At 68.7% G+C, this 23,715-nt stretch carries 13 protein-coding genes; 8 read left to right on the top strand and 5 right to left on the bottom strand.

Features of this window, described 5'->3' with window-relative positions:
- Window positions 1-6: 6 nt before the first annotated feature.
- The 3 genes from AC3WMR_RS08715 to AC3WMR_RS08705 are packed head-to-tail and all read right to left on the bottom strand — an operon-like array spanning window position 7 to window position 2,932.
- On the bottom strand, window positions 7-1,155 hold the full coding sequence (locus AC3WMR_RS08715; RefSeq protein ID WP_492263622.1) for an acyl-CoA dehydrogenase family protein: 1,149 nt from the start codon (window positions 1,153-1,155) through the stop codon (window positions 7-9).
- A complete protein-coding gene (locus tag AC3WMR_RS08710) occupies window positions 1,155-2,129 on the bottom strand; it encodes a Bug family tripartite tricarboxylate transporter substrate binding protein (protein WP_492263621.1) in 975 nt (324 codons plus the stop codon). The genes AC3WMR_RS08715 and AC3WMR_RS08710 overlap by 1 nt, the downstream gene beginning before the upstream one ends.
- The gene (locus AC3WMR_RS08705) at window positions 2,126-2,932 is read right to left on the bottom strand and encodes a citryl-CoA lyase (RefSeq protein ID WP_492263620.1); all 807 of its coding nucleotides are present in this window, start codon (window positions 2,930-2,932) and stop codon (window positions 2,126-2,128) included. Before AC3WMR_RS08705 ends, AC3WMR_RS08710 begins: the two co-directional genes overlap by 4 nt.
- Before the next feature lie 187 nt (window positions 2,933-3,119).
- On the opposite strand from AC3WMR_RS08705, the gene AC3WMR_RS08700 reads away from it, so the two are divergent.
- From AC3WMR_RS08700 to AC3WMR_RS08680, 5 genes are all read left to right on the top strand, one after another.
- Window positions 3,120-3,518, top strand: coding sequence for a hypothetical protein (locus tag AC3WMR_RS08700; RefSeq protein WP_492263619.1), 399 nt, complete (start codon window positions 3,120-3,122; stop codon window positions 3,516-3,518).
- A 97-nt stretch (window positions 3,519-3,615) separates the two neighbouring features.
- Entirely contained in the window at window positions 3,616-4,908 is a 1,293-nt protein-coding gene (locus tag AC3WMR_RS08695; RefSeq protein WP_492263618.1) for a TolC family protein, read from the top strand.
- 11 nt (window positions 4,909-4,919) lie between these two features.
- Window positions 4,920-6,191, top strand: coding sequence for an efflux RND transporter periplasmic adaptor subunit (locus tag AC3WMR_RS08690; RefSeq protein ID WP_492263617.1), 1,272 nt, complete (start codon window positions 4,920-4,922; stop codon window positions 6,189-6,191).
- Complete coding sequence (locus tag AC3WMR_RS08685; RefSeq protein WP_492263616.1) at window positions 6,188-9,418, top strand: efflux RND transporter permease subunit; 3,231 nt, start codon at window positions 6,188-6,190, stop codon at window positions 9,416-9,418. The genes AC3WMR_RS08690 and AC3WMR_RS08685 overlap by 4 nt, the downstream gene beginning before the upstream one ends.
- Window positions 9,415-9,798: a copper-binding protein gene (locus AC3WMR_RS08680; RefSeq protein WP_492263615.1), complete on the top strand. Its 384-nt coding sequence runs from the start codon at window positions 9,415-9,417 to the stop codon at window positions 9,796-9,798. The genes AC3WMR_RS08685 and AC3WMR_RS08680 overlap by 4 nt, the downstream gene beginning before the upstream one ends.
- A gap of 98 nt (window positions 9,799-9,896) precedes the next feature.
- Here AC3WMR_RS08680 and AC3WMR_RS08675 read toward each other — a convergent pair whose 3' ends face one another.
- Complete coding sequence (locus AC3WMR_RS08675) at window positions 9,897-18,323, bottom strand: autotransporter-associated beta strand repeat-containing protein (protein WP_492263614.1); 8,427 nt, start codon at window positions 18,321-18,323, stop codon at window positions 9,897-9,899.
- Window positions 18,324-18,658: 335 nt separating this feature from the next.
- On the opposite strand from AC3WMR_RS08675, the gene AC3WMR_RS08670 reads away from it, so the two are divergent.
- The 3 genes from AC3WMR_RS08670 (at window position 18,659) to AC3WMR_RS08660 (ending at window position 22,350) form a co-directional block, all read left to right on the top strand.
- A complete protein-coding gene (locus tag AC3WMR_RS08670; RefSeq protein ID WP_492263613.1) occupies window positions 18,659-19,885 on the top strand; it encodes an MFS transporter in 1,227 nt (408 codons plus the stop codon).
- 11 nt (window positions 19,886-19,896) lie between these two features.
- Window positions 19,897-21,051 (top strand): MFS transporter, encoded by a 1,155-nt coding sequence (locus tag AC3WMR_RS08665; RefSeq protein ID WP_492263612.1) that lies wholly within the window; start codon window positions 19,897-19,899, stop codon window positions 21,049-21,051.
- 87 nt (window positions 21,052-21,138) lie between these two features.
- Window positions 21,139-22,350 (top strand): hypothetical protein, encoded by a 1,212-nt coding sequence (locus AC3WMR_RS08660; protein ID WP_492263611.1) that lies wholly within the window; start codon window positions 21,139-21,141, stop codon window positions 22,348-22,350.
- 101 nt (window positions 22,351-22,451) lie between these two features.
- On the opposite strand, the gene AC3WMR_RS08655 is transcribed toward AC3WMR_RS08660, so the two are convergent.
- Window positions 22,452-23,675 carry a hypothetical protein gene (locus tag AC3WMR_RS08655; protein ID WP_492263610.1) on the bottom strand — a complete coding sequence of 408 codons (1,224 nt, stop codon included), beginning with the start codon at window positions 23,673-23,675 and terminating at the stop codon, window positions 22,452-22,454.
- Window positions 23,676-23,715: the final 40 nt, after the last annotated feature.

Genomic DNA, 23,715 nt, shown 5'->3' with positions numbered 1-23,715 from the left:
TTGGCGTCAGGCCAGGTAATTGCCTTTCAGTATTTCGCGCGCGATCACATTGCGATGGATCTCGGTCGTGCCGTAGCCGATGGACATGCCGCGCGCATCGCGGAAGTAGCGTTCGAACGGATACTCTTCGGACAGGCCGAAGGCCCCGGCCAGCTGCATGGCCTGGTTGGTGACCCGTACCGCCATCTCATTGGCACAGGTCTTGGCGATGGACACCTGCGCGACCGAATGCTGGCCGCGGTCCAGGCTGGCGGCCGCCGCGTACACCAGCGCCCGCGCCGCCTCCAGGTCGATCGCCATGTCGGCCAGCTTCCATTGCAGGCCCTGGTTGTCGGCCAGCGGCCGGCCGAACTGCACCCGGTCTTTCAGGTGCTGCGCCGCCTGCGCCAGTGCGGCGTGCGCCAGGCCCAGGCAAATGGGCGGGTTGCCGATGATGCGGTCGGCGTCGAACACCTGCAGCAGATCCTTCATCCGGCCCGGCGGCAGCAACAGATTGCCGGCCGGCACCGGGCAGTCCTGAAACACCAGCTCGGCCATGCCCGTGCCGCGCAGGCCCAGCAGGTCCAGGTGCCGCCCCACCGAAAAACCCGGCGCGCCGCGCTCGACCAGCAAGGCCCCTACCCCTTTCATGCCGGGTTCGTCCGACAGGCGCACCAGCACCAGGAAGACGTCGGCCACCTGGGCGCCGCTGCACCACAGCTTGCTGCCATTGACCACATAGTGGTCGCCGCGCAAGACCGCGCGGGTCTGCACGTTGCCCACGTCCGACCCGGCATTCGCTTCCGACATGCTCCAGGCCGCGTAGCGTTCCGCCCGGGCAAAGGCCGGCAGGTAACGGCGCCGGATGTCGTCGGACCCGATGTGCAGGATGGCGCGCGGGGTGGCGCCGTCGGTGCATGAAAACAGCATCGCGGTGTTGGCGCAGGAACGCGCCAGTTGCTCGACGATCAGCACCGTTTCCAGCAAGCCCAGGCCGGCGCCGCCGTAGGTTTCGGGCAGGAACACACCCGTGTAGCCATGCTCGGCCAGCACCTTCAGGTTCTCGATCGGCGGCCGGTATTCCTTGTCGGCGCTGGCCGCGGCCGGCGCGAACCGCGCCTGCGCCAACGCACCTACCGTGTCGCGGATGAGCCGCTGCTCTTCAGTCAGTTCCACTATTCGCCCTTTGCGCCCGTCAGTTTGATGATCTGTTCGTACCTGGCCGACTCGTCGTCCATGAAGCGTGCGAACGCCGCGGGGTCGGACGGCGCCGCCTCGACGCCCAATTGATCCAGCTGTTCGCGCAGCGCCGGGTCCTGCATCGCCCGGCGCAGCTCGGCGCTCAGGCGTTGCACCCGCTCGGGCGGCGTGGCGGCCGGCGCCACCACCCCGTACCAGGTCATGAAGGCGAAATTCGGCAGGCCCGACTCGGCCACCGTGGGAATGTCGGGCGCAATCGGCGAACGCTTCGGCCCGGACACCGCCAGCGCCGTCAGCCGGCCATTGCGCACCTGCGGCAGGCCCGTGGACATGCCGGTGTACATCACGTCCACCTGGCCGCCCAGCAGATCGGCCAGCGCCGGCGCCACGCCCTTGTACGGCACATGCACCAGGTCGACGCCGGCCATCGCGCGGGTCAATTCCATCGCCAGGTAATGCGGCGTGCCATTGCCGATCGACGCATAGGTGATCTTGCCTGGCCGTGCCCGCGCGGCATCCAGCAACTGCTTGACGCTGGTCCAGCCCGTCTTGGGATTGGCCACCAGGATGAACGGCACCGACACCAGTTGGCCGACGGGCGCGAAGTCCTTGTGCGTGTCATAGGGCTGGCGCTGCGGGTAGAACAGCGGATTGAGCACATGCGAATCGGTGACCAGCCCGATGGTGTAGCCGTCGGGCTCGGCCCGCGCCACGGCGTCCGTGCCGATGATGGTGCTGGCCCCGGGCCGGTTCTCGACGATGACGGGCTGGCCCAGGCTTTCCGACAGCCGCTTGCCCACGGCCCGCGCCACGATGTCGGTGCCGCCGCCCGGCGGATAAGGCACGATGAAACGGATGGGCTTTTCCGGCCAGGCCGCGCTTGCCGCCTGGGCGCCCAGCAACATGCCGCAAGCGGCTGCCAACACGGCCGCATGTTTCCTGAGGGTCATGGCGCCTCCCGGTGGCCGTTGCCGGCAATGGGGTCGTCCTGGCGGCTGGCCTCGGCTTCGGTGCGCTGCCAGATCTCGCGCGCGATGGGGTTGCCCTGCTCTTCCGCCAGGTGCCCCACCAGCCCCACCGCCCGCCCGATCACCGCGATGCCGCGCGCGGCTTTCCAGGAAATGCCCAGTTCACAGCACAGCGCGCCGATGGCGCCCGTGGCATTGATGGGCAACGGCTTGCTCAGCCCCGCCTGGGCATGGGTGCCGATTGCCAGCATCAGTTCGACATAGCGGCCGGCATGGCCTTCCTGTTCGGCGATCGTGAACAGCCGCGCGGTGCGCGGATCTTGCGGCTTGTGCAGGTTGTGGCCCAGGCCGGGAATGGACTGCCCGCGGGCGCGAAAATCCGCCACGATCCGGCGGGCCAGCGTGTCCGCATCCTGGTCACCAGGCGCTTCCCAGGCGTCGTGCAGCATGCGCGCGGCGCCTTCGGCGGTGCCGGCGAACGTCGTGCCCATGCCGCACAGCCCTGCCGCCACCGCCGCCTGCAACGATTCCGGCGCGCCCAGGTAGACCAGCCGCGACACGATCGCCATGGGCGTCATGCCATGTTCGACCAGCGTCACCAGAATGGCGTTGAACACACGCGACTGGCGGCTGTCGGGCAGCCGGCCGGTCATTTCCAGGTACGCCATGTCCCCCAGGTTCAGGGTGCCGATGACGTCCTCGACCAGGTCGAACCCCTGGACGAAAATGCGGTCGGGCGTGCTGCGGCCCATGCCGCTGCGGATGGGCTTGCGGTCGTGATCCATGCTGTCTCCTGCACCGTTTTGCTGGCGCTTGTTCTATGGGCGGCATCGGCCACCTCTTGGAGACGAAAGATAGGCCTTGGCGTCAGGCGCTGTCCAATAGATGGACGCCATTGGCGGTATGCGGGAAACGCATAGTCCTTCGAAAAGGCCTCAACCTTCCCATGTGGGAACCGATATACTGGCGCGCATGGATTTCCTGCGTCGGCTTTTCGTCGTGTTGCTGTGCCTGATGCTGCCACTGACCGGGATGGCAGCCAGCGGGCTGGCGGGCGCCTACGCCATGCCGATGCCGGCCGCGATGGCGGACGGTCCCGACTGCGCCCCGATGGCCGACATGCCCGATTGCGCCACGATGGCCCAGGCCCCCTCCCAGGCTTCACTCCAGGCCCCGTCCCACTCCGACGGCCACGGCCATTCCGCCTGCAAGATGACCACCCAATGCCAATTGGGTAGCCTGTACCACCCCACCCCGGCGCCCGCCGCCTACCGCCACGTCGGACTCGCCAGCCCCGTGAGGTTCCACTACGCCCAGCCCCTGATCGTCCAGCGCCTGGATGATTTCTGGCGGCCTCCCCGCGTCAATTAACTCCATCGTTCCCAGACGCCCCATCACGGGGTGATGTCGTCCGCTTGTCGGACGCGTGCCTGCGCGTTGGCGCAGCGCTTCTCCATGGAGTCGAAAGATGCTTTCGATATTTTCCTCGCCGCATGCGCGGCGCGGCGGCCTGCGCCTGACCGGATGGTTGGCCAGCCTGATCCTCGGCCATGGGCTTGCCTACGGCCAAAGCTCCGGTGTCACGCTCGACGAGGCGGTGCGCCTTGCGACCGTTGAATCCCCGGCCATCGAGGCCGCCCAAGCCTCGGTCAATGCCAGTTCGCAAGCGGCCGTGAAGGCCGGGCAACTGCCCAACCCGATGCTGACCGCCGGCATCGACAACCTGCCGATCAACGGCCCCGACCGCTACACCGCCACCCAGGACATGCTCAGCATGCGCCGCGTCGGCGTCGAGCAGGAATGGGTATCGGGTGAAAAGCGACGCTTGCAGTCCGCCTTGGCCCAAGCCATGACCGACCACGAAAAGACGGCCTACCTGGCGCAGTGGGCCAGCGTGCGCCAGCAGACCGCCCAGGCCTGGCTGGACGCGGCCTACGCCAAGAAGACCCTGGCGCTGCAACGCGACTGGGTCGACCAGATACGCCGCGAGGCGACCGGGGCCAATGCCACGTTGCGCGGCGGCCGGTCCGGTGCCACCGACGCCGCCCGGGCGCAGGCCCTGCTCGCCCAGGCGCAGGACCAATTGCTGGCGGCCGAGCAGCAATGGCGCACGTCCTTGATCCGCCTGTCTCGCTGGACGGCAAGCCCGATCACGGACGTTTCCGGGGACCCGCCTGCGCCGCGATCCGCCGTGGAATCGTTCACCCTGGATCAATTGCGCCAGGTGCAACCCGCGTTGATCGATGCCGCCCATGCCATCAAGGTCGCCGACACCGATACCGCGCTGGCCGACCGCAACCGCGCACCCAACTGGACCTGGAACGTCTCGTACCTGCAAGGCAGTCGCGATTCACGCTACGTATCGCTGGGCGTCAGCATCCCCCTGACGTTCAACCACGCCAACGTGGAAGACCGGGACGTGGCCCAGAAGGCCGAACTGGGTAACCAGGCGCGCTATGCCTCGCTGGACGCCGAGCGGCGCGTGCTGGCACAAACCCGGGCGCTGGCCGAAAACCTGGCCAGCGGCAGGCAGCGTATCGACAACCTCAACCACACCCTGCTGCCGGCGGCGGACCGGGCCGCCCAGTTGGCCCTGGCCGCCTACCAGGGCGCCACCGGCACGTTGGCCGACGTCTACGTCACCCGGCGTGCCCGGCTGGACGCCCGTCTGCAGGTGCTGGCGCTGCAACGCGACGTATCCATGACCTGGGCGCAGCTCGACTACCAGGTCGTGCCGCCCGCCATGGCCATGCATCCCTGAAGGAAACCCCAATGAGAACCCCCCTTTTTACCCGTACGCTGCTGGCCCTGGCGCTGGGCGGCACCTTGCTGCTCATCGGCTACCTTGCCGGCAACCGGCATCCGGCCACCCCCGCGGTCTCGCAGGATGTGGCCGACAAGCACGGCGCGCCGACCGATCGCAAGGTGCTGTATTGGCACGACCCGATGGTGCCAGCCCAGCATTTCGACAAGCCAGGCAAGTCGCCCTTCATGGACATGGCCCTGCAACCGGTCTACGCCGACGACGCCCCAAGCGCGGGCATTGCGGTCAGCGGCGCCTTGCAGCAGAGCCTGGGCATACGCTATGCCCGCGTGCGCCGCGCCGACGTGGCGCAGGCGTTCGACGAGATCGGCGCCACGCAGTTCGATGAGTCCGCGACCGACGTGCTGCAATCGCGAACCCCTGGCTATATCGAACAGCTGTACGCCAACGCGCCCTTGCAGCGCATCGAACAAGGCGCGCCGGTGGCCTCGCTGTTCGTGCCCGACTGGCTGGGCCCGCAGGAAGAGTACCTGGCCGTGAAGCGGTCTGGCGACGGCCCCCTGCTGGCGGCGGCGCGGGCGCGACTGCGGGCGCTGTCCGTGCCCGCCGCCCTGGTGTCTGCGCTGGATCGTACCGGCCAGGTGCAGACGCACCTGACGCTGACCGCGCCGCGTTCGGGCGTGATGACGGAACTGAACGTGCGCAACGGCGCCATGGTCTCGCCGGGCCAGACGATTGCCCGATTCGCCGGCCTGTCGACCTTGTGGCTGATCATCGACATCCCCGAAGCGCAGGCGTCGCGGGTGCAAGCCGGCATGACGGTCGATGCAAGCCCGGCGGCCGACCCCGCCATCCACTACACCGGCCGCATCCAGGAAATCCTGCCCGGCATCCGGCCGGACAGCCGCAGTTTGCAGGCGCGGCTGCAGATCGCCAATCCGGACCTGCGGCTGACACCCGGCCTCTTGATGCGCGTGCGGCTGGAATCGCCCGCGCGGGTATCCCGTCTGCTGGTGCCGTCCGAGGCGCTCATCACGACCGGCAAGCGCACCGTGGTCATTGCCCGGGGTGACGATGGCGCGCTGCGCCCGGTCAACGTCACGACCGGCATCGAGCAGGACGGCGACACCGAAATCCTCAGCGGACTGGCCGACGGGCAGCAGGTCGTCGCGTCGGGCCAATTCCTGATCGATTCCGAGGCCAGCCTGAAAGCGGTGCTGCCCACGCTGGCAGGCGCCGCCACCCCGGCAGACCGCGCCGGCCAGGGAGACGCCCCATGATCGCCCGCCTCATTCATTGGTCCATCCGCAATCGCTTCCTGGTGCTGCTGGCAACGGTTTTCATTGCCGCCTGGGGCGTGTATTCCCTGAAGGAAACGCCGCTGGATGCCCTGCCCGACCTGTCGGACACGCAGGTCATCATCAAGGCGTCCTACCCCGGCAAGGCCGCCCAGGTCATCGAAGACCAGGTCACCTATCCTCTTACCACCACCTTGCTGGGAGTGCCCGGCGCCAAGACGATCCGCGCGTACTCGTCGTTCGGCGACGCCTTCGTCTACGTGCTGTTCGACGACAAGACCGACCCCTACTGGGCGCGTTCCCGAGTGCTGGAATACCTGAACCAGGTGCAAAGCCGGCTGCCTTCCGGTGCAACCGTCACGCTGGGCCCGGATGCAACGGGGGTGGGCTGGGTCTATTCGTACGCGCTGGTGGACCGCACGGGCAAGCAGGACCTGGGCCAGTTGCGCGCCTTGAACGACTGGTTCCTGAAGTTCGAACTGAAGTCCGTGCCTGACGTCTCGGAAGTCGCCTCGATCGGCGGCATGGTCCGGCAATACCAGGTGGTGCTCGACCCCGACCGCCTGCGCGCCTATGGCCTGACGCAGGCCGATATCGCTCAGGCGTTGCGGCGCTCGAACCAGGAATCGGGCGGCTCGGTGCTGGAGCTGGGCGAATCGGAATACATGGTTCGGGCCTCGGGCTACCTGCGGTCACTGGAGGACTTTCGCCAGGTGGTGCTGCGCGCCAACGAAGCCGGCACGCCGGTGCTGCTGGGCGACGTCGCCCGCATCCAGATCGGCCCCGAGGCACGGCGCGGCATCGCCGAACTCAACGGCGAAGGCGAAGTGGCCGGCGGCGTCATCGTGATGCGCTCGGGCAAGAACGCCCTGGCCACCATCGATGCCGTCAAGGCGCGCCTGGCCAGCCTGAAGCAATCGCTGCCGCCCGGGGTCGAGGTCGTGACCACCTATGATCGCTCGCAGCTGATCGATCGCGCCATCGACAACCTGCGGGACAAGCTGATCGAGGAATTCATCATCGTCGGCATCGTCTGCGCGGTCTTCCTGTTTCATCTGCGCAGTGCGCTGGTCGCCATCCTGTCACTGCCGCTGGGAGTGCTGACGGCCTTCATCGTGATGCGCTACCAGGGGGTGAATGCCAACCTGATGTCATTGGGCGGCATCGCCATCGCCATCGGCGCCATGATCGACGCGGCGATCGTGATGATCGAGAATGCCCACAAGCACCTGGAAGCCCATGAACTGGCGTACCCTGGCCAGCCGATCACCGCCGCCCGGCGCTGGGACCTGATCGCGCGTTCGGCGGCCGAAGTCGGGCCGGCGCTGTTCTTTTCGCTGCTGATCATCACGCTGTCGTTCATTCCGGTGTTCTCGCTGCAAGGGCAGGAAGGCAAGCTGTTCGCGCCGCTGGCCTTCACCAAGACCTACACCATCGCGGCGGCGGCCGGCCTGTCCGTCACCCTGGTTCCCGTGCTGATGGGCTACCTGGTGCGGGGCCGGATTCCGCATGAGTCCCGCAATCCGATCAACCGGGCGCTCACGCGGCTGTACCGGCCCTTGCTGGAGGCCACCCTGCGCCGCCCGTGGGCGGCCCTGGGCCTGGCGGCCGTGGCGCTGCTGCTGACCGCCTTGCCGCTCTCGCGGCTGGGCGGCGAATTCTTGCCCCGCATCGATGAAGGCGATCTGCTGTACATGCCCACCGCCTTGCCGGGCATCTCGGCCGCCAAGGCGGCGCAACTGCTGCAGCAGACCGACCGCCTGATCAAGACCGTGCCCGAGGTGGCGACCGTGTTCGGCAAATCCGGCCGCGCCGACACGGCCACCGATTCGGCGCCGTTCGAGATGTTCGAAACCACCATCCAGTTCAAGCCGCGCAGCCAATGGCGGCCCGGCATGACGCCGGACAAGCTGGTGGCCGAAATGGATCAGCGGGTCCGCATTCCGGGACTGTCCAACGTCTGGGTGCCGCCGATCCGCAATCGGCTGGACATGCTGTCCACCGGCATCAAGACGCCGGTCGGGGTGAAGATTGCCGGCACGGACCTGGCCGGCATCGACCGCATCGCGGCCCAGGTCGAGGCGGTGGTAAAGACCGTGCCCGGCGTGTCGTCCGCACTGGCCGAACGCATCAACGGCGGCCACTATGTCGACGTCGACGTCAATCGCCTGGCGGCAGCGCGCTATGGGATGTCGGTGGCCGACGTCCAGGACATCGTCTCGTCGGCCGTGGGCGGCGACAACATCGGCGAAGTCATCGCCGGGCGCGAGCGCTTTCCCATCAACCTGCGCTATCCGCGCGAGGTGCGCGATTCGGTGGAAAACCTGCGGCGCCTGCCCGTCGTCACCCCGCAGGGCGCGCGGATCACGCTGGGCGACCTGGCGGCCCTGTCGGTGGCCGACGGCCCGCCGATGATACGCAGCGAAAACGCCCGCCTGACCGGCTATGTGTATGTCGATATCCGCGATACCGACCTGCAATCGGCCGTCAGCGCCATGCGCCAGGCCGTGGCGCGGCAGGTGGCGCTGCCTGCCGGCTATTCCATCACCTGGTCCGGCCAGTTCGAGTACCTGGAACGCGCCTCGGCAACCCTGCGCACCGTCGTTCCCGTCACCCTGGCCATCATCTTCCTGTTGCTGTACCTGACCTTCAGGTCGGCCGAGGACGCCGCCTTGCTGATGACCACGGTGCCGTTTGCGCTGATCGGCGGCTTCTGGCTGATCTGGCTGATGGGGCATGCCGTCTCGGTGGCAACGGCCGTCGGCTTCATCGCGCTGGCAGGCGTGGCCGCGGAATTCGGCGTGGTGATGCTGCTGTATCTGAAGGGCGCGCTGCAACGTCGGCTGGATGCCGGCGAGCCGCTGACCCCGGCCTTGCTGGTCGAGGCCGTCCGCGAAGGCGCCGTGCTGCGCGTACGGCCCAAGGCGATGACGGTGGCCGTCGTGCTGGCCGGTCTGCTGCCCGTGATGCTGGGCCACGGCGCGGGTTCCGAGGTCATGCAGCGCATCGCCGCGCCCATGGTCGGCGGCATGGTCACCGCCCCGCTGCTCTCGATGTTCATCATTCCGGCCGCCTGGCTGTTGCTGCAACGGCGCCGCCTGGCGCGGGCAACGGCCTTGCCTGCCGACACCCCGGGCCGGCAGGACGCCGACCCGGTCATTCCCCCTGGCACGACCGTGCCACCCCTACCCTCTGGAGAACAACCATGAAGCAAACGACGAAGATTCTTGTGGCCGCCCTCGGTGCATTGAGCACCCTGGGCCTGGCCGGCGGCGCCTTGGCGGCGGACGGCATGGCCGGCATGGCGGGCATGGACATGAAAGCCATGCCGATGCAGGACGGCGCGTCATCCCCCCACGGCGCCGACCAGGCGTTGAGCGATGCCGTGGTCAAGCAGGTCGATGCCTCGACCGGCATGGTCACGCTGCAGCACGGGGCCCTGGCCAACATCGGCATGCCCGCCATGACCATGGCCTACAAGACGGCTACGCCCGCCTTGCTGGATGCGGCCAAAGCCGGCGCGCATGTCAAAGTGCGGGTGGAGAACCTCCAAGGCAACCCGACCATCGTGACGCTGCTGCCGCAGTAGCGCGCCAGGCGCAGGCCGGGGAATGGAGCGACACGCCACGGCGCGTCGCGCCTCCGTAGATCCCTGGCCTGCCCCGCCCTACCTGCGCCGGTCCGCCATCACCAGCGGATCCGCACGCCCACGTTGCCCTGCACCAGGTCGCGCCGCTCGCCGCCCAGGTTGAAGCCGTAGCCCGCGGACGCATACACGCTGACGCGTTCGCTGGCCTTGACCGACATGCCGACCCCCAGCCGGGCCTGCGTGCCGCCCATGGCCGATTGCGTCGTGGTGTCTTCGCCGAAGCGCACGCGGTCGTTGCCGCCCAAGGTATGCAACAGGTCGGCCCGCACATAGGGCTTCCAGGTGGCCCCGCCAGCCTGATACTCGCCTTGCAGCCGCGCCCCTACCCGCCCGATCAGCGCATTCCTGGGCGCGAAACCGACGTCCGATGCCGAATCGCGAACCGTGTCGATGCGCGTGTTCTGGTAGATCACCTGGGCCTGCGGCTCAAGGGTCAGGGTGGGATTCAACGTGATCGGCAGCCCCGCCTCGACCGACGCCGTAACGGCCCGGCCGTTGGTGGATGACGTGTCGCCCGCGCCGGAATTGGGCTTGACCTTCAGGTGGCTGCCCATGATGACGGTATCGGTGTACCAGCCGCCGGGGCCGACGTGCGTCCAGTAGCCGCCCAGGCTGTAGGAATCGATGGCCAGCTTGCCGGCGCGGTAGTCGTCCTGGCCCATCGCGAAGCCGCGCACGTTGCCATCGGCGCGCGCATAGCCCAGGAACACGCCGAAACGGTCCTGGTGGCCGCTGTCCGTGCGGCGGGCATAAAGATCCTGTCCCACCTGCAGGCCGAACAGATTGCCGCTGAACGACTGGCGCACCGTGCCGTCGCGCCGTTCGGAAAAATGGTCGCCCCAGGTGCGCGCCCAGCCCGCCGGCAGGCGCCCTTCGCCCGTCAGCAGGTCCTGGTTGCCCTGACGGTCGTGGAAGGTACCGATCTGCTGCACCGCCAGTTCGCGCGCCAGCGAAGGCACCTCGGTGTAGATCGGCACGCCCGGCCGGTAGGTCGGCACGCTGGGCGGGTCGATGCCCCGGGTGCCGGGATTGGGGTTGGAACCGGCCAGCTCGGAACGCAGGTACCAGTTCTGCTCATTGCCGGCTGCGAGGCCGCCGCGGAACAGCTGGTAGGAATACGCGCCGGCGTAGACGCCCGCCCCGGTGGCGAAGGCGCCGGGCGCCGTGGTCGCGCCGTTCAGCGCCTGCACCACCTGGATGCCGTCGCCGGTGGTCTTGGCGCCCAGGCCGCCCCGGTTGGTGATGCGCAGCGTGGTGCTGCCGGTGGCCGCGCCGCCGCTGATGACCAATTTGTCGGTCGGGGAATTGTCGGCCCCCAGAACAGTGCTCAGCGCCACCACGCCCGCTTGCCCCTGGTAGTTGCCGGTGACGATCAGCCGGTTGCCCGGCGCGGCACCCGCCAGGTCGACCACGCCGCTGTTGATGAGATTGCCGCGGATGGCGAAGCTGCCCGCGCCACCGCCCAGCCCGGGAAAGGCATCGGCCACCGACAGCGTGCCGGCGTTGGTGACATTGCCCGTGACGCTGCCGTAGCCGCCGAAGCGGGCGCCGCTCTGCACCGCCACCGCACCGCCGCTGTTGATGGCCGCGCCCGGGTTCGCTGCGTCGCCCACGGCCAGCCCACCGGCCGCCACCGTGGTGCCGCCGGAATAGCCGTTGATGGCATTGAACACGGTGGTGCCGCTGCCCTGCTGGATCACCTGGCCGCTGCCGTTGATCGGGTCGGCCTGCACGTAGCGGTCCGACCGGTTGAAGGCCAGCACGCCGTCATTGCTGACCAGGCCCATGATGTTGCCGCGGGTGCCGCCATCGCCGACCTGCAGCGTGCCGGCCTTGATGACGGTGACGCCGTCCTTGACGACGCTGGCGCTGCCATAGCTGTTGTCGCCCGTCAGAATGGCGGTGCCGTCGCCCAGCTTGGTCAGCGACCCGGCGCCGCCGATGTCGCTGGCCACGACCAGCGTGGTGCCGGCCATGGGTTCCAAGCTGCCGCCCATGGCGCCCAGGGTGATCGGGCGCGATTGCGTCTGGCTCTGCGTGGTGCGCAGCGTGCCGCCGTTCATGGCCAGCGCGCCGCCGGCCGCGCCCAGCGCCGCGTCGTTGGCGATTTGCACGGTGCCGTCGTTGATCTCGGTGCCGCCGGTATAGGTGTTGGCGGCGTCCAGGACCAAGGTGCCCAGGTCGCTCTTGACCAGCCGCGACGCCCCGGTCAGCACCGAATCGATCGTGGTGATGTACGCCGTGCCCAGGCTGCTGCCATCGCCCACCCGGATCGTCGTGCCGCCGCCGCTGTCGGGCACCAGTTCGATCGCCCCGCCCGTCAGCCGGTAGCCATTGCTGGCGAACTGCATGCCGCCGCTGCGCACCTGGCCCAGGCTGTTGTCGACCGTGACGGTGCCGGGCGCCGCCATGAAGATGGCGAAGGTGGCGTCGGCATACGGCGCATTGGGCACGCCCAGCGAATTGGTCCAGTTGTCGTTGCCGGCGGCGTTCTGCCAGAAGCCGTTGCCGCCATCGACCGTGCCGTTGTTCTTGCCCGCGGCCAGCGCGCCATCCCAGAAATTCAAGGTGAGGCCGGCGGTATTGACCAGGTTCACCTGCTTGGCCACGGCGGTCTGCACCGAGAACGACGGCGACGGAATGGTGCCGATGGTCAGGCCGCTGCCCGTCAACGTGCCGTCGTAGCTGATGACGCGGTAGACGCCCGGGTCGAAGCTGCCGCCCGGCGCGGTGGCCACGTTGAGCGTGCCATTGAGCGCCAGATTGCCCTTGACGATGGTCAGGTCATTGAGCGGCCCGCCCACCGTGCCGGCCTGGCCGAAGTTGTAGGCCAGCGTGGCGGCGTTGTCCAGGGTGAGATCGCCAGTGATCGTCAAGGTGCCCGGTGCGCCGGTCAGGTCGCCGGGCGACAGCGTGCCGGCCACGAAGGTGTTGCCGCCGATGATGCCGGTGCCGCCCAGGGTACTGCCGGCGGTCGCGAAGGCGTCGCCGGTGGCCGCGCTCTGGTCGCCGTTCACGAACAGCGAACCCGCCATCGCCACCGTCATGCCGGCGTAGCTGTTCTTGCCCGTCAGCACCGTCTGGCCGCTGCCGTTCTGCACGACGGCGCCGCTGCCCGAAATCACGCCGTCCAGCATCACCTGGTCGCTGCGAACCACCACCAGGATCCCGTTGTTGACGACGTCGCCCCGGATTCCGCCACTGGTGCCGCCACTGCCCAGTTGCAGCGTGCCCGATGTGATGGTGGTGCCGCCGGTGTAGGTGTTGTTGGCGGTCAGGATGGTGGTGCCGGTGCCCCTCTGATTGACGCCTCCCCCCCCGCTGATGAGGCCGCCGAAAAGATAGCCGTCGCTGCGATTGAACGCCAGCGTGCCGTTGTTGGACACATTGCCGACGATGCTGCCTGCGGGCAAGCCCGCGCCCAGCTGCAAGGTGCCTGCCGTGATCGTGGTGCCGCCGGTATAGGTGTTGGCACCGATCAGCACCGTCGTGCCGCTGCCGATCTGGCTGACGCTGCCCCCGCCGCTGACCTGCCCGCCGAAGGTATAGGTGTCGCTGCGATTGAACACCAGCGCGCCGTTGTTGGCCACGTCGCCGACGATGCCGCCCGTGGCGCCGCCCGCGCCCAGCTGCAGGGTGCCTGCCGTAATCGAGGTGCCGCCGGTGTAGGCATTGTTGGCGGTCAGCACCGTCGTGCCACTGCCGTTCTGGCTGACCGTGCCGCCACCGCTGACAAGACCGCCGAAGGTGTAGGTATCGCTGCGGTTGAACACCAGCGCGCCATTGTTGGCCACGTCGCCGACCAGGCTGCCGGTGGCGCCGCCCGCGCCCAGTTGCAGCGTGCCCGCCGAGATCGTGGTGCCGCCGGTATAGGTGTTCGTGCCGGTCAGCACCGTGCTGCCGGAGCCCTGCTGCACGACGCTGCCGGACCCGCTGACGACGCCCGCGTAGGTGTACGCATTGCTGCGATTGAACGCCAGCGTGCCGTTGTTGGCCACGTCACCCAGCAGGCTGCCGGTGGCCGAGCCGCCCGCGCCAGAACCCAGCTGCAACGTGCCGGCCGTGATGGTGGTGCCGCCGGTATAGCCGTTGTCCGCGGCCAGCGTCAGGGTGCCGGTGCCCAGCTTGCCCAGCGCGCCGCTGCCCATGACCGCGCTGGTCAGCGTCAACGCGTTGGCGCCGGTGACCTCGAAGCGGCCCCCGCCGGCGCCCAGCGTGGTGGCGCGCCCCGTGGCGAAGCTGCCGGCGGCGCGCAGCGTGCCGCCATCCAGCGACAACGCACCGCTGGCCGCGCCCAGGTTGTTGTCCTGCGTGACCTGCAATGCGCCGCCATTGATGGCGGTGCCGCCGGTGTAGGTGTTGGCGCCGGCCAGCACCAGCGTGCCCAGGTCGGTCTTGACCAGCTTGGCCGCGCCGTCCAGCACCGCCGTGATCGCGGCCGCGTAGGTGGCGCCGTCGGCCGACCCGGCGCCCACTCGGATGATCGCCTCGTTGGGGCCGCCGCCGGCCACGGGCGCCCCGACCAGCGTCAGCGCGTCGCTGCCGGTGTTGCCTTGCAGCACATAGCCGTCGGTGGCGAACTGCATGCCTTGCACATTGATCGGGTTGGTGGTGCTGTCCACCAGCACCGTGCCGCTCTGGCCGGTGAAGATCGCGAACGCGCCCTGGCTCCAGGGGGCATTGACGGCGCCGCCCGCGTCGGTCCAGTTGTCGTTGATGCCGTTGGGGGCCACCCAGGTGCCCGAGCCCCCATTGACCTGACCGTTGTTCTTGGGCCCCGCGTCGCCGTCCCAGTAGTTCAGCGTCAGGCCGTTGGTGTTGACCAGGTTGACCTGCCTGTCCACCGACGTCTGCACGAAATAATCGGCCGGGTTGGATCCCGCGGGCAGTGTCCCCACCGTCAGGCCCCCAGGGTTGGACAGCGTGCCGCCGTAGTTGATGATGCGGTAGATGCCCGGGTCGAAGCGGCCCCCGGGCGACAGCGACACGTTGAGTTTGCCGCCCAGGCTGACGTTGCCGCCCACATTGGTCAGGTCGTTGAACGGGCCGCCTGCCACGTTGGCCTGGCCGAATGCGTAATTGAGCGAGGTGCCGCTGCCCAGCGTCAGGTTGCCGCGGATGGTCAGCGTGCCGGGCGCCGTGCTGTTGTCGCCCGGGGACAGGATGCTGTTGCCCGTCAACGTCACATCGCCGCCGATGATGCCCTTGCCCCCCAGCGTCGCCGCGTTGTTGACGGTGGTGGCGCCCAGGGCCGTAGTCTGGTCGCCGTTGATGAACAGGCCGCCGGCGTTGACCGTGGTGGCGCCGGCATAGCTGTTGCTGGCGCTGAGCACGGTGGTGCCCGCGCCCTGCTGCGTCACCGTGCCGGCGCCGCTGATCGCGCCGCCAAAGGCATAGTCATTGCCCCGGTTGAACACCAGGCCGCCGTTGTTGAGGACGTTGCCGACCAGGCTGCCGGTAGTCCCGCCCGCGCCCAGCTGCAAGGTCCCCGCCGAGATCGTGGTGCCGCCCGTATAGGTATTGTCGGCAGTCAGCGTGGTCGTGCCCGAGCCGATCTGCGTCACCCCGCCCGTGCCGCTGATCGTGCCGCCGAAGGTGTAGGCATTGTTGCGATTGAACGCCAGCGTACCGCTATTGGCCACGTTGCCCAGGATGCTGCCCGTGGCCGACCCGCCCACGCCCGTGCCCAGCTGCAACGTGCCGCTGGAAACGGTGGTGCCCCCGGCATAGGTCGCATCGCCGGCCAGGGCCAGCGTCCCGGTGCCCAGCAGCGTCAGCGCGCCCGCGCCGGTCACCAGGCTGGTCAGCGTCAGCGTGGACCCGCCCGCCATGTCGAAGCGTCCGCCCGCCGCGCGCAGGTCGGTCGCTCGGTTCGACGCAAAGCTGCCCGCGGCGCGCAGCGTGCCCCCGTCCAGCGTCAGGCCCGTGCCCGCCGCGCCCAGGTTGCTGTCCTGGCTGACCTGCAGCACGCCGCCATTGATGGCGGTGCCGCCGGTATAGGTATTGACGCCCGACAGCACCAGCGTGCCCAGGTCGGTCTTGACCAGCTTGGCCGCGCCGGCCAACGTGGCCGCGAGCGTGGCCGTGTAGCCGGCGCCCTCGGCCACGCCATTGCCCACGCGGATCACGGCCTCGTTGGGCCCGCCGCCCGTGACTGCAACGCCCACCAGCGTCAACGCGTCGGCCGCCAGGTTGTTGACCAGCGTGTAGCCGTCGGCGGCAAACTGCATCCCCTGTGTGAGGATGGCGCCGCGGGTCGAGCTGTCGACCCGGACGGTATCGCCCTGCCCCATGAATACGGCAAAGGCGCTCTGGCTCCACGGCGCGTTCAGGGTGCCGTTCATGCCCGTCCAGTTGTCATTGGCCAGCGGCCCGTCGGCCATCCAGATGCCCGGTCCGCCATCGACGGAATTGTTGTTCTTGTTCAGCGGATTGGCGCCGTCCCAGTAGTTCAACGTCAGGCCATTGGTGTTGACCAGGTTGACCTGCTTGTCCACCGAGGTCTGGATGAAATAGTTGCCCGGCGTGGGCACCGTGCCCAGCGCCAGCGTGCCCCTGCGCGTACCGGCGTAGTTGATGACCCGATAGACACCCGGGTCGAACGAACCGCCCGCCGAGGTCTGCACATTGAGCGTGCCGCCCAGGGCCAGGTTGCCGCCCACGTTGGTCAAGTCGTTGAAGGGGCCGCCCACGACGCCGGCCTGGCCGAACGAATACGCCAGCGCCGAGCCGCTTTGCAGCGTCAGGTCGCCGCCGATTGTAAGCGTGCCCGGCGCGGCGCCGACGTTGCCCGGCGCCAAGGTGCCGCCGGTCTGCACGGTGACGTTGCCCCCCAGCGCGCCCGTGCCGCCCAACGTGGCGCCGCTGCCCACGGTGGCCGCGCCGGTGCCCGTCTGCGTGCCGTTGACGTACAGCGCGCCCGCCGTCACCGCCGTGGGGCCGGCGTAGCTGTTGTTCGCGGTCAGGATCGTGCTGCCCGAACCGCTTTGGCGAATGCCGCCGCTGCCCGTGATCAGGTTGCCGAAGGTGAACAGGTCGCTGCGATTAAAGGCCAGCGTGCCGTTGTTGGTGATGGCGGTGCCGCTCGGCAGGTTGCCCGACGCGCCGCCATTGCCCAGCTGCAGCGTGCCGGCCGCGATCGTGGTGGCGCCCGCCCAGCTGTTGGCATTGCTGGTCAGCACGACGGTGCCCGCGCCATCCTTGGTCAAGCTGCCCGCGCCGGTGATGGCTTGGGTCAGCGTGCCGGTCACCCCGGCGTTGGCGGCGAGCGTGCCGTTGTTGGCGGTGATGGTGACGCTGCGGCTGCCGGACACGCTGAAGCTGTTGGTGAACGCCAGTCCGCCGCCGTCCAGCGTAATGCCGCCGCCCGTGCCGCCCAGCGCATTGTCCGCGCCCACGGCCACCGTGCCGCCCTGAATTCTCGTGCCGCCCTGGTAGGTGTTGGCGCCCGTCAGCGTCAGGACGCCCGCCGCGATCTTGCGGATGGCGCCGGTGCCGCTGATCGTGCCGGCATAGGTGCCGTTGTCCGGCTGATTGAACAGGACCAGGCCATTGTTGGCCACGCTGGGCGGCAGGCTCTGCGCACGCGCTTCCAGCGTGCCCGCCGCGTCGACGAGCACCGAGCCGTTGAAGCTGGTGTTGTCGCCCGTCAGGGCCAGCGTGCCGCCCTGCACCTCCACTGCCAGCGGCGTGCCGCCGCCATTGCCGCCGACCGTGCCCGACAGTGTCCATTTGCCGTCGCCCGTCTTGGTCAGCGACTGGAAATTGCGGATGGCGCCGGGCAAGGTATCGCTGGACCCGGCCTCGCCGGCCAGAAGCAGGCTGTTGGTGCCGCCGCCGCCATTGAAGCCCCCCGTGATGACCGACCCCGGATACAGCGTCAGCGAATCATTGCCGCTGGCGAACGTCAGGCTGCCATTGACCACGGCCCCGCTGCGATTGATGAAGTTGACATTGCCGCTGCCGCTGTTGCCGATCACATTGCTGCTGGTGCCGTTGCCCGCCTGGATCGTGCCGTAGTTGTCGACGGTATTGGCCGCGCCCAGCGTGCGGTCTTCGAACCAGATGGCGGCCGCATTGCCGCCGGAGATCACGCCGCGGTTGATGATGGCGTTACCAGCGCCCATGACGTTGATGGCTTCGGCATTTGCCTGCGTGCCCAGCGCCTGGATCTTGCCGCCCTGGGCAATGTTCAGCGTGCCGTTCGAGCCGAATTCGACCGTGTTGTTGCCGGTGCTCCACAGGCCCGCGCCCGACGTGGCGTTATTGGAAATGACGGTGCCGGCGTTCACGGTGATCTGGGCGTTGTCCCCCAGGCTGACGGCGTTGGTGTTGGTCACTTCCAGCCGCGCATTGGGCTGCAGCGTCACCGCCGCGCCGCTGGCGGTGGTGGGGCCTTGCCCGATCGGCGTCGTGGCGGGATTGGGCGCGTTGGCATTGCAGGTGGTGGAGGAACCGCTGGTCACGCAAGCGGCCTGCACGCCCGTTGCGGGCCACCCCCCACACAAGGCCGCGCCGACAAGCACGGTAAGGGGACGAGGGACGAGCTTGAACGACTTGGCTCTTTGCATCGCATGCTCCACGCCGATCGACGATATTAATTTTTCGGATTAATACTTTTGGCCTGACCTTGCGCGGCGATTATTTATGATTTTTTCCTCGTTTTCGGCTTTGGCCGATTTCTTCCGATATTCGAATTAATGCCCCCACCAGGCTTTGAACGAATACTGTGATATTCAAAACAATGACGCGAAGATGAGCGACAATCTGCCATCGTCACCCCCTTGCGATGGCCACTGTCTTGACTGCCCCTTCGTCTGCCTCGCGTCCGTTGGACTGGCTCAATTTCTTCGTTGCCGATGTGCGCGACGGCCTGGGGCCCTATCTGGCCATCTACCTGCTGGCCGTGCACCATTGGCGGCCCGACAGCATCGGCCTGGTGATGACCTTGTCCGGCCTGGCGGCGCTGGCCGCGCAGACCCCGGCCGGCGCGCTGGTCGACCGCACGCCGAACAAGCGCGCCTTGCTGATGGCCGCCGCCATCCTGGTGACGCTGGCCTGCATGGCCGTGCTGGTCAACGCCAGCTTTGCCTGGGTCACGTTCACGCAGTCGCTGGCCGGCGTAGCGTCATCGGTCTTTGCGCCGCTGATCGCCGCCATCACGCTGGGGCTCAGCGCCCGCGGCGCCTTCACCGCGCGCATCGCGCGCAACGAGTCCTATAACCACGCCGGCAACGCCGTGGCCGCGATTCTGGCGGGCGTGCTGGCGTATTTCTGGGGCCCGGTGGCCGTGTTCTATCTGATGGCCGCGATGGCCCTGGCCAGCGTTGCCGCCGCCTTGCGCATTCCCGCAGACATCGACCTGGACCGGGCGCGCGGCTTGGCGCACGACGACCCGGCGGCCGCGCCGCAACCCGTCCCGCTGCGCCAACTGCTTGATAACCGCCCGCTGGTGCTGCTGGCCGTCAGCTGCGCGCTGTTCCACCTGGCCAATGCCGCCATGCTGCCGCTGGTCAGCCAGAAACTGGCGCTGGCCAATCCGGCGCTGGCCACGCCCCTGACGTCTGCCTGCATCGTGGCGGCGCAGTTCGTGATGATTCCCGCCGCCATGGCCGTGGGCCGTTATGCCGACCGCGTGGGCCGCAAGCCGCTCTTGCTGATCGGGTTCGCGATCCTGCCGTTGCGCGGGCTGCTCTACACCTTGTCGGACGACATGGCGTGGCTGGTCGCCGTGCAGCTGCTCGATGGCATCGGCGCCGGCATCTTCGGCGCCGTGTTGCCGCTGATGGTGCTGGACCTGACGCACGGCACCGGCCGCTTCAACGCCAGCCTGGGCGCCGTCACGACGGTGTTCGGCATCGGCGCCTCGCTCAGCAACGGCCTGGCGGGACTGATCGTGCAGCACGCGGGCTACCGCGCGGCGTTTCTGGCGTTGGCGGGTATTGCCGGCCTGGCCTGCGCCGCCTTGCTGGCGCTACGCGAAACACGGCTGGTCGAGCCCACCCCCACGACGCCGGCCTCAGCCTGATTTCCCCAACCATGCCGCGCCACCTGCCGGTCCTGATCCTGCTGGCCGTGACCCAGATCATCGGCTGGGGCGTGGTGGGCGTACTGCCCGTGATTGCCGCGCCCGTGGCGGCCGACCTGGGCGCCTCGGCGGCTTCGGTCTTCCTGGGCACCTCGGTCATGTATGTGGCCATGGGCCTGGCCGCGCCCTGGGCGGGCCGCGCCTTCCGCGTCCATGGCACGCGCCAGGCCATGGCGGCCGGCGCCGGGCTGATCGGGCTGGGCCTGGTCGTGCTGGCGCTGTCGCGCAACCTGTGGGTGTACTGGGGCGCCTGGGCGCTGATCGGCCTGGCCGGCGCCCTCTTCCTGACAACGGCCGCCTACGCCTACATCGCGGAATACGCCGAAGACCAGGCCCGCAGCCTGATGGGCACCCTGATGCTGGCAACGGGCCTGGCCGGCAGCGTGTTCCTGCCAGTCACCGCCCTGCTCGACCACGGGATCGGCTGGCGCGCGGCCATGTACGCCTATGCCGCCGTGATGCTGCTTGGCGTGTGCCCGCTGGTGGGCTTCGGCCTGCCCGCGCCCCTGGCCGCGCCGCCCAAGGCCGCGCGCACATCCGGCGGCAGGCACGGCAAGGTCTTTGCGCTGATCGTGGCCGCCATCGCCCTGAACAGCTTCGTCACCTTCGGCATCCAGGCCGTGGGCGTGCAGCTGATGCAGGCCCTGGGCATGGACCTGGTCTATGCCGTGGGCATCGCGTCGCTGCTGGGCGTGTTCAAGGTGGGCGGCCGGGTGGTCGACCTGCTGGGCGGACGGCGCTGGGACGGCCTGTCGACCGGCATCGTGGCGGGCGCGATGATTCCGCTGGGCCTGGCCGCGATGTGGCTGGGCGGCGCCGGCTGGGTGCCGGTGGCAGGCTACCTGCTGCTGTTCGGCGTGGGCAGCGGCGCCTTTGCCGTGGCCCGCGCCACCCTGCCGCTGGTGTTCTTCCAGAAAGCCGACTACACCGCGGCCATGGCGAAGATCGCCCTGCCGATGAACCTGATCAACGCCCTGGCGCCACCGGCCATCGCCGCGCTGATGACCCGCGCCGGCGCCCCGGCCACCTTCGCCACGCTGGGCGGGCTGAGCCTGGCGGCCCTGGCCGTGCTGCTGCAACTGTGCCGGATGCGGGACTTGCCTTGACCCGCGCACGGGGTCCCCGCGCGCCCCATCGGCCACGACACGGGGCGGCTATGATGCTGCGCTGACGCAAGACCAGGGAGAACAGTTTTGTCCGATTGGAAGACGGTGCTGCACGACACCGATTGGGGCCGCCTGTTTCACGCCTATGGCGTGGCCGACGACACACCCGGCCACCTGCGCAACCTGGCCAGCCCGCAAGTCGCCGAGCGCCAGGCGGCGCTGACGCATCTGCACAGCGCGATCCTGCACCAGGGCACGATCTATTCCGCCACGCCCGCCGCGGTCGGTGTCATCACGACGCTGCTGCGAGAGGCCACTGCGCGCGCCGCCCTCGACGCGGACACGCTTGCCGCGCTGGTCGCCTTCCTGGGCCAGGTCGGCAGCAGCCTGAACGAGATCGAACCGCCGCAGGCCGACCCCTGCCCCAGCGACGCGGAACTCGACACGCTGATTCTGCATCTGCGCGACGATGAAGACGGCGAAGACGAGGAAGGCTGGCGCTCGCCGTTGATCTCGACCTTGATGTGCCATGCCTTCCTGGCGCTGCGTGCCATGACAGGAGACGTGCTGGATGCGCTGGCGGCCTATCTGTCGGACGACAACGATGAGATCCGCCGGGAAACCGTCAACGCCGCCGCGCAATGGGGCGTGATGGCCCCCGACAGCGCTGCGGCCCACGCCGTCGCTGCCCGCATCCAGGCGCGCCTGGATGCGGGCAGCGGGCGCGATGCACGGGATGACCGCGCCGGCCTCGTCCTGGCCTTGGGCCAGCTGGGCCACGACGTATCCCGCTGGCTGGACGATGCCGACGACGCCATCCGCGCCTGCGCCGCCTTGTTCGTGCCCGATGCGCGCGCCACGGCGATCCTGGTCACGGCCCTGACCCGCCCGGAAGAGGTCGACGCCTGGTTCACGCAACGGCCGCCGTACTTTCCCACGCACACGCGCCTGACCTTGCTGGGCGCGCTGATCGAACGCCAGGTGCCCCTTGCGCAACTGCTGCCCGCGGCGCTGGCCCTGATCGCCCGGACACAGGGCGGCCTGCTCGCCATCAGCGAATGGGGCCGCATCCTGACCTTGGCCTTTCCCGACCAGGCAGCAGCCTTTCGGCCGGGCCAGCGCCCGCCGTTGCCGGCGCAGTTGTCGCCCGCGCAGCATGCCGTCTTGCTGGCCCTGCATGCGAACCCGGATCTCTGGAATCCTCGCGACGGCAATGCCGGACTGGCCCGGATGACGGTCGGCCTGCCGGATACGCGCGACGCGCTGGCAACATATTTGGCTGCCACGCCGATGCGCTAGAGTTGGCCACGTATTTGACCACCACGCCGATGCGCTAGGGTTGGCCGTCACGGCTTGCACCCGGCGCCATCCGGCGTATGCATGCACGGCCACGGCCCCGCCTAATCCGCCAGCAGCTTCACCGTCTGCGAGTTGTAATTGGCGTACGCACCGCCGCACATCGTATGCGCCTTGGCTGCCTGCGGCACGCCAGTGGTGCGCAACGCCAGATCGCCGCCACGCGTGCGGATCTCCCGGTAGCGCTCGGCGGCGATCGAACCGTCTGGCAGCACATACAAGCGCACCTGCGGCAACGACGGCTTACCGGCGTCCGCCTTGCTGGCCGCGCCGAACGGCGGCACCGCCACCTTCGCCTCGTGCCAGGCCGGGGCGTCCTCGCGCGTCTGCCACCGCACCGTCAGCGGCGCGTCCAGGTCCGCCACGGCGGGGCTGCTCCCGCGGGGCGGATCGCAACGCATGCCGGCCAGGCTGCGGGCCGGCCCCTGAAGATCCAGCGTCTGGCCATTGATTTCCACGCGCATCAGCGTCTCTCGCGTGTAGTTTTCCAGGCTGAAGAGCGTCAGCCCCGGGATGGCGGCCGCGCCCATCGTGTCTTCGGTCGTGCCGGCAAATCGCGCCAGGCCGGGCGCCACCTCGACGTGGTCGGCATAGTGAAAATACTGGTGCACCAGCAGCGCCGCCTCGCCATAGGCGAACGCGGCAACCAGCCTGGAGAGGTCCGGATACGGCAGGCGCTGCAACGGCAGATCGACCCCGGTGGGGGTGCCGTCGAAGTTGAAATACGCGTAGCGGGTGGCGCCGGCTTTCAGGCGATCACCGTCATAGGGAAACGTGCCGGCGGCTACGACATCCGGGCTGGGATAGCGCCGCAAGCTGGTAAAACCGGTCTGGGCGGCTGAAACCGGTTCCAGCCATTGCGAGCCGCCCGATGACGACGAGGCCTGGCGAAAATCCAGCCCCAACGGCTGGCCGGCAAGATTGACGTGCGTCTCGGCGATGGCCGGATTGCCTTGCCGGAAGCGATCCGCCCGCCCTTGCCGGATGGAATCGTCAACGGGCACGATCAACACGGCCAACAGCGTCGGCAGGAACATCAAGGCATGGACGCGCGCCGGCACATTGCCCCGATCCCGCACCAGGTACACGACCCAGGTCACGACCAGCACGATGGCCGCCGGCCCGCCGAACATCACCGCGTAGCTCAACAGGGCTACCACGCCCCAGCCCAGGTTGTCGGCAGTGACGGCCACGATGCCCAGGAAGGCCAGAAAGCCCGCCAATGCAAAGGAAACGATGATGCCAAAGAGGTAGTTTCTGGTCTTCAATCGGGACGCCCGTCGGATGATCCAACCCTGATGATACCGA

The sequence above is a fragment of the Achromobacter sp. FW305-C-28 genome (genome assembly GCF_058783235.1).
The sequence above is the reverse complement of the archived record's forward strand: the minus strand, read 5'-3'. Positions and strand labels throughout refer to the sequence as shown.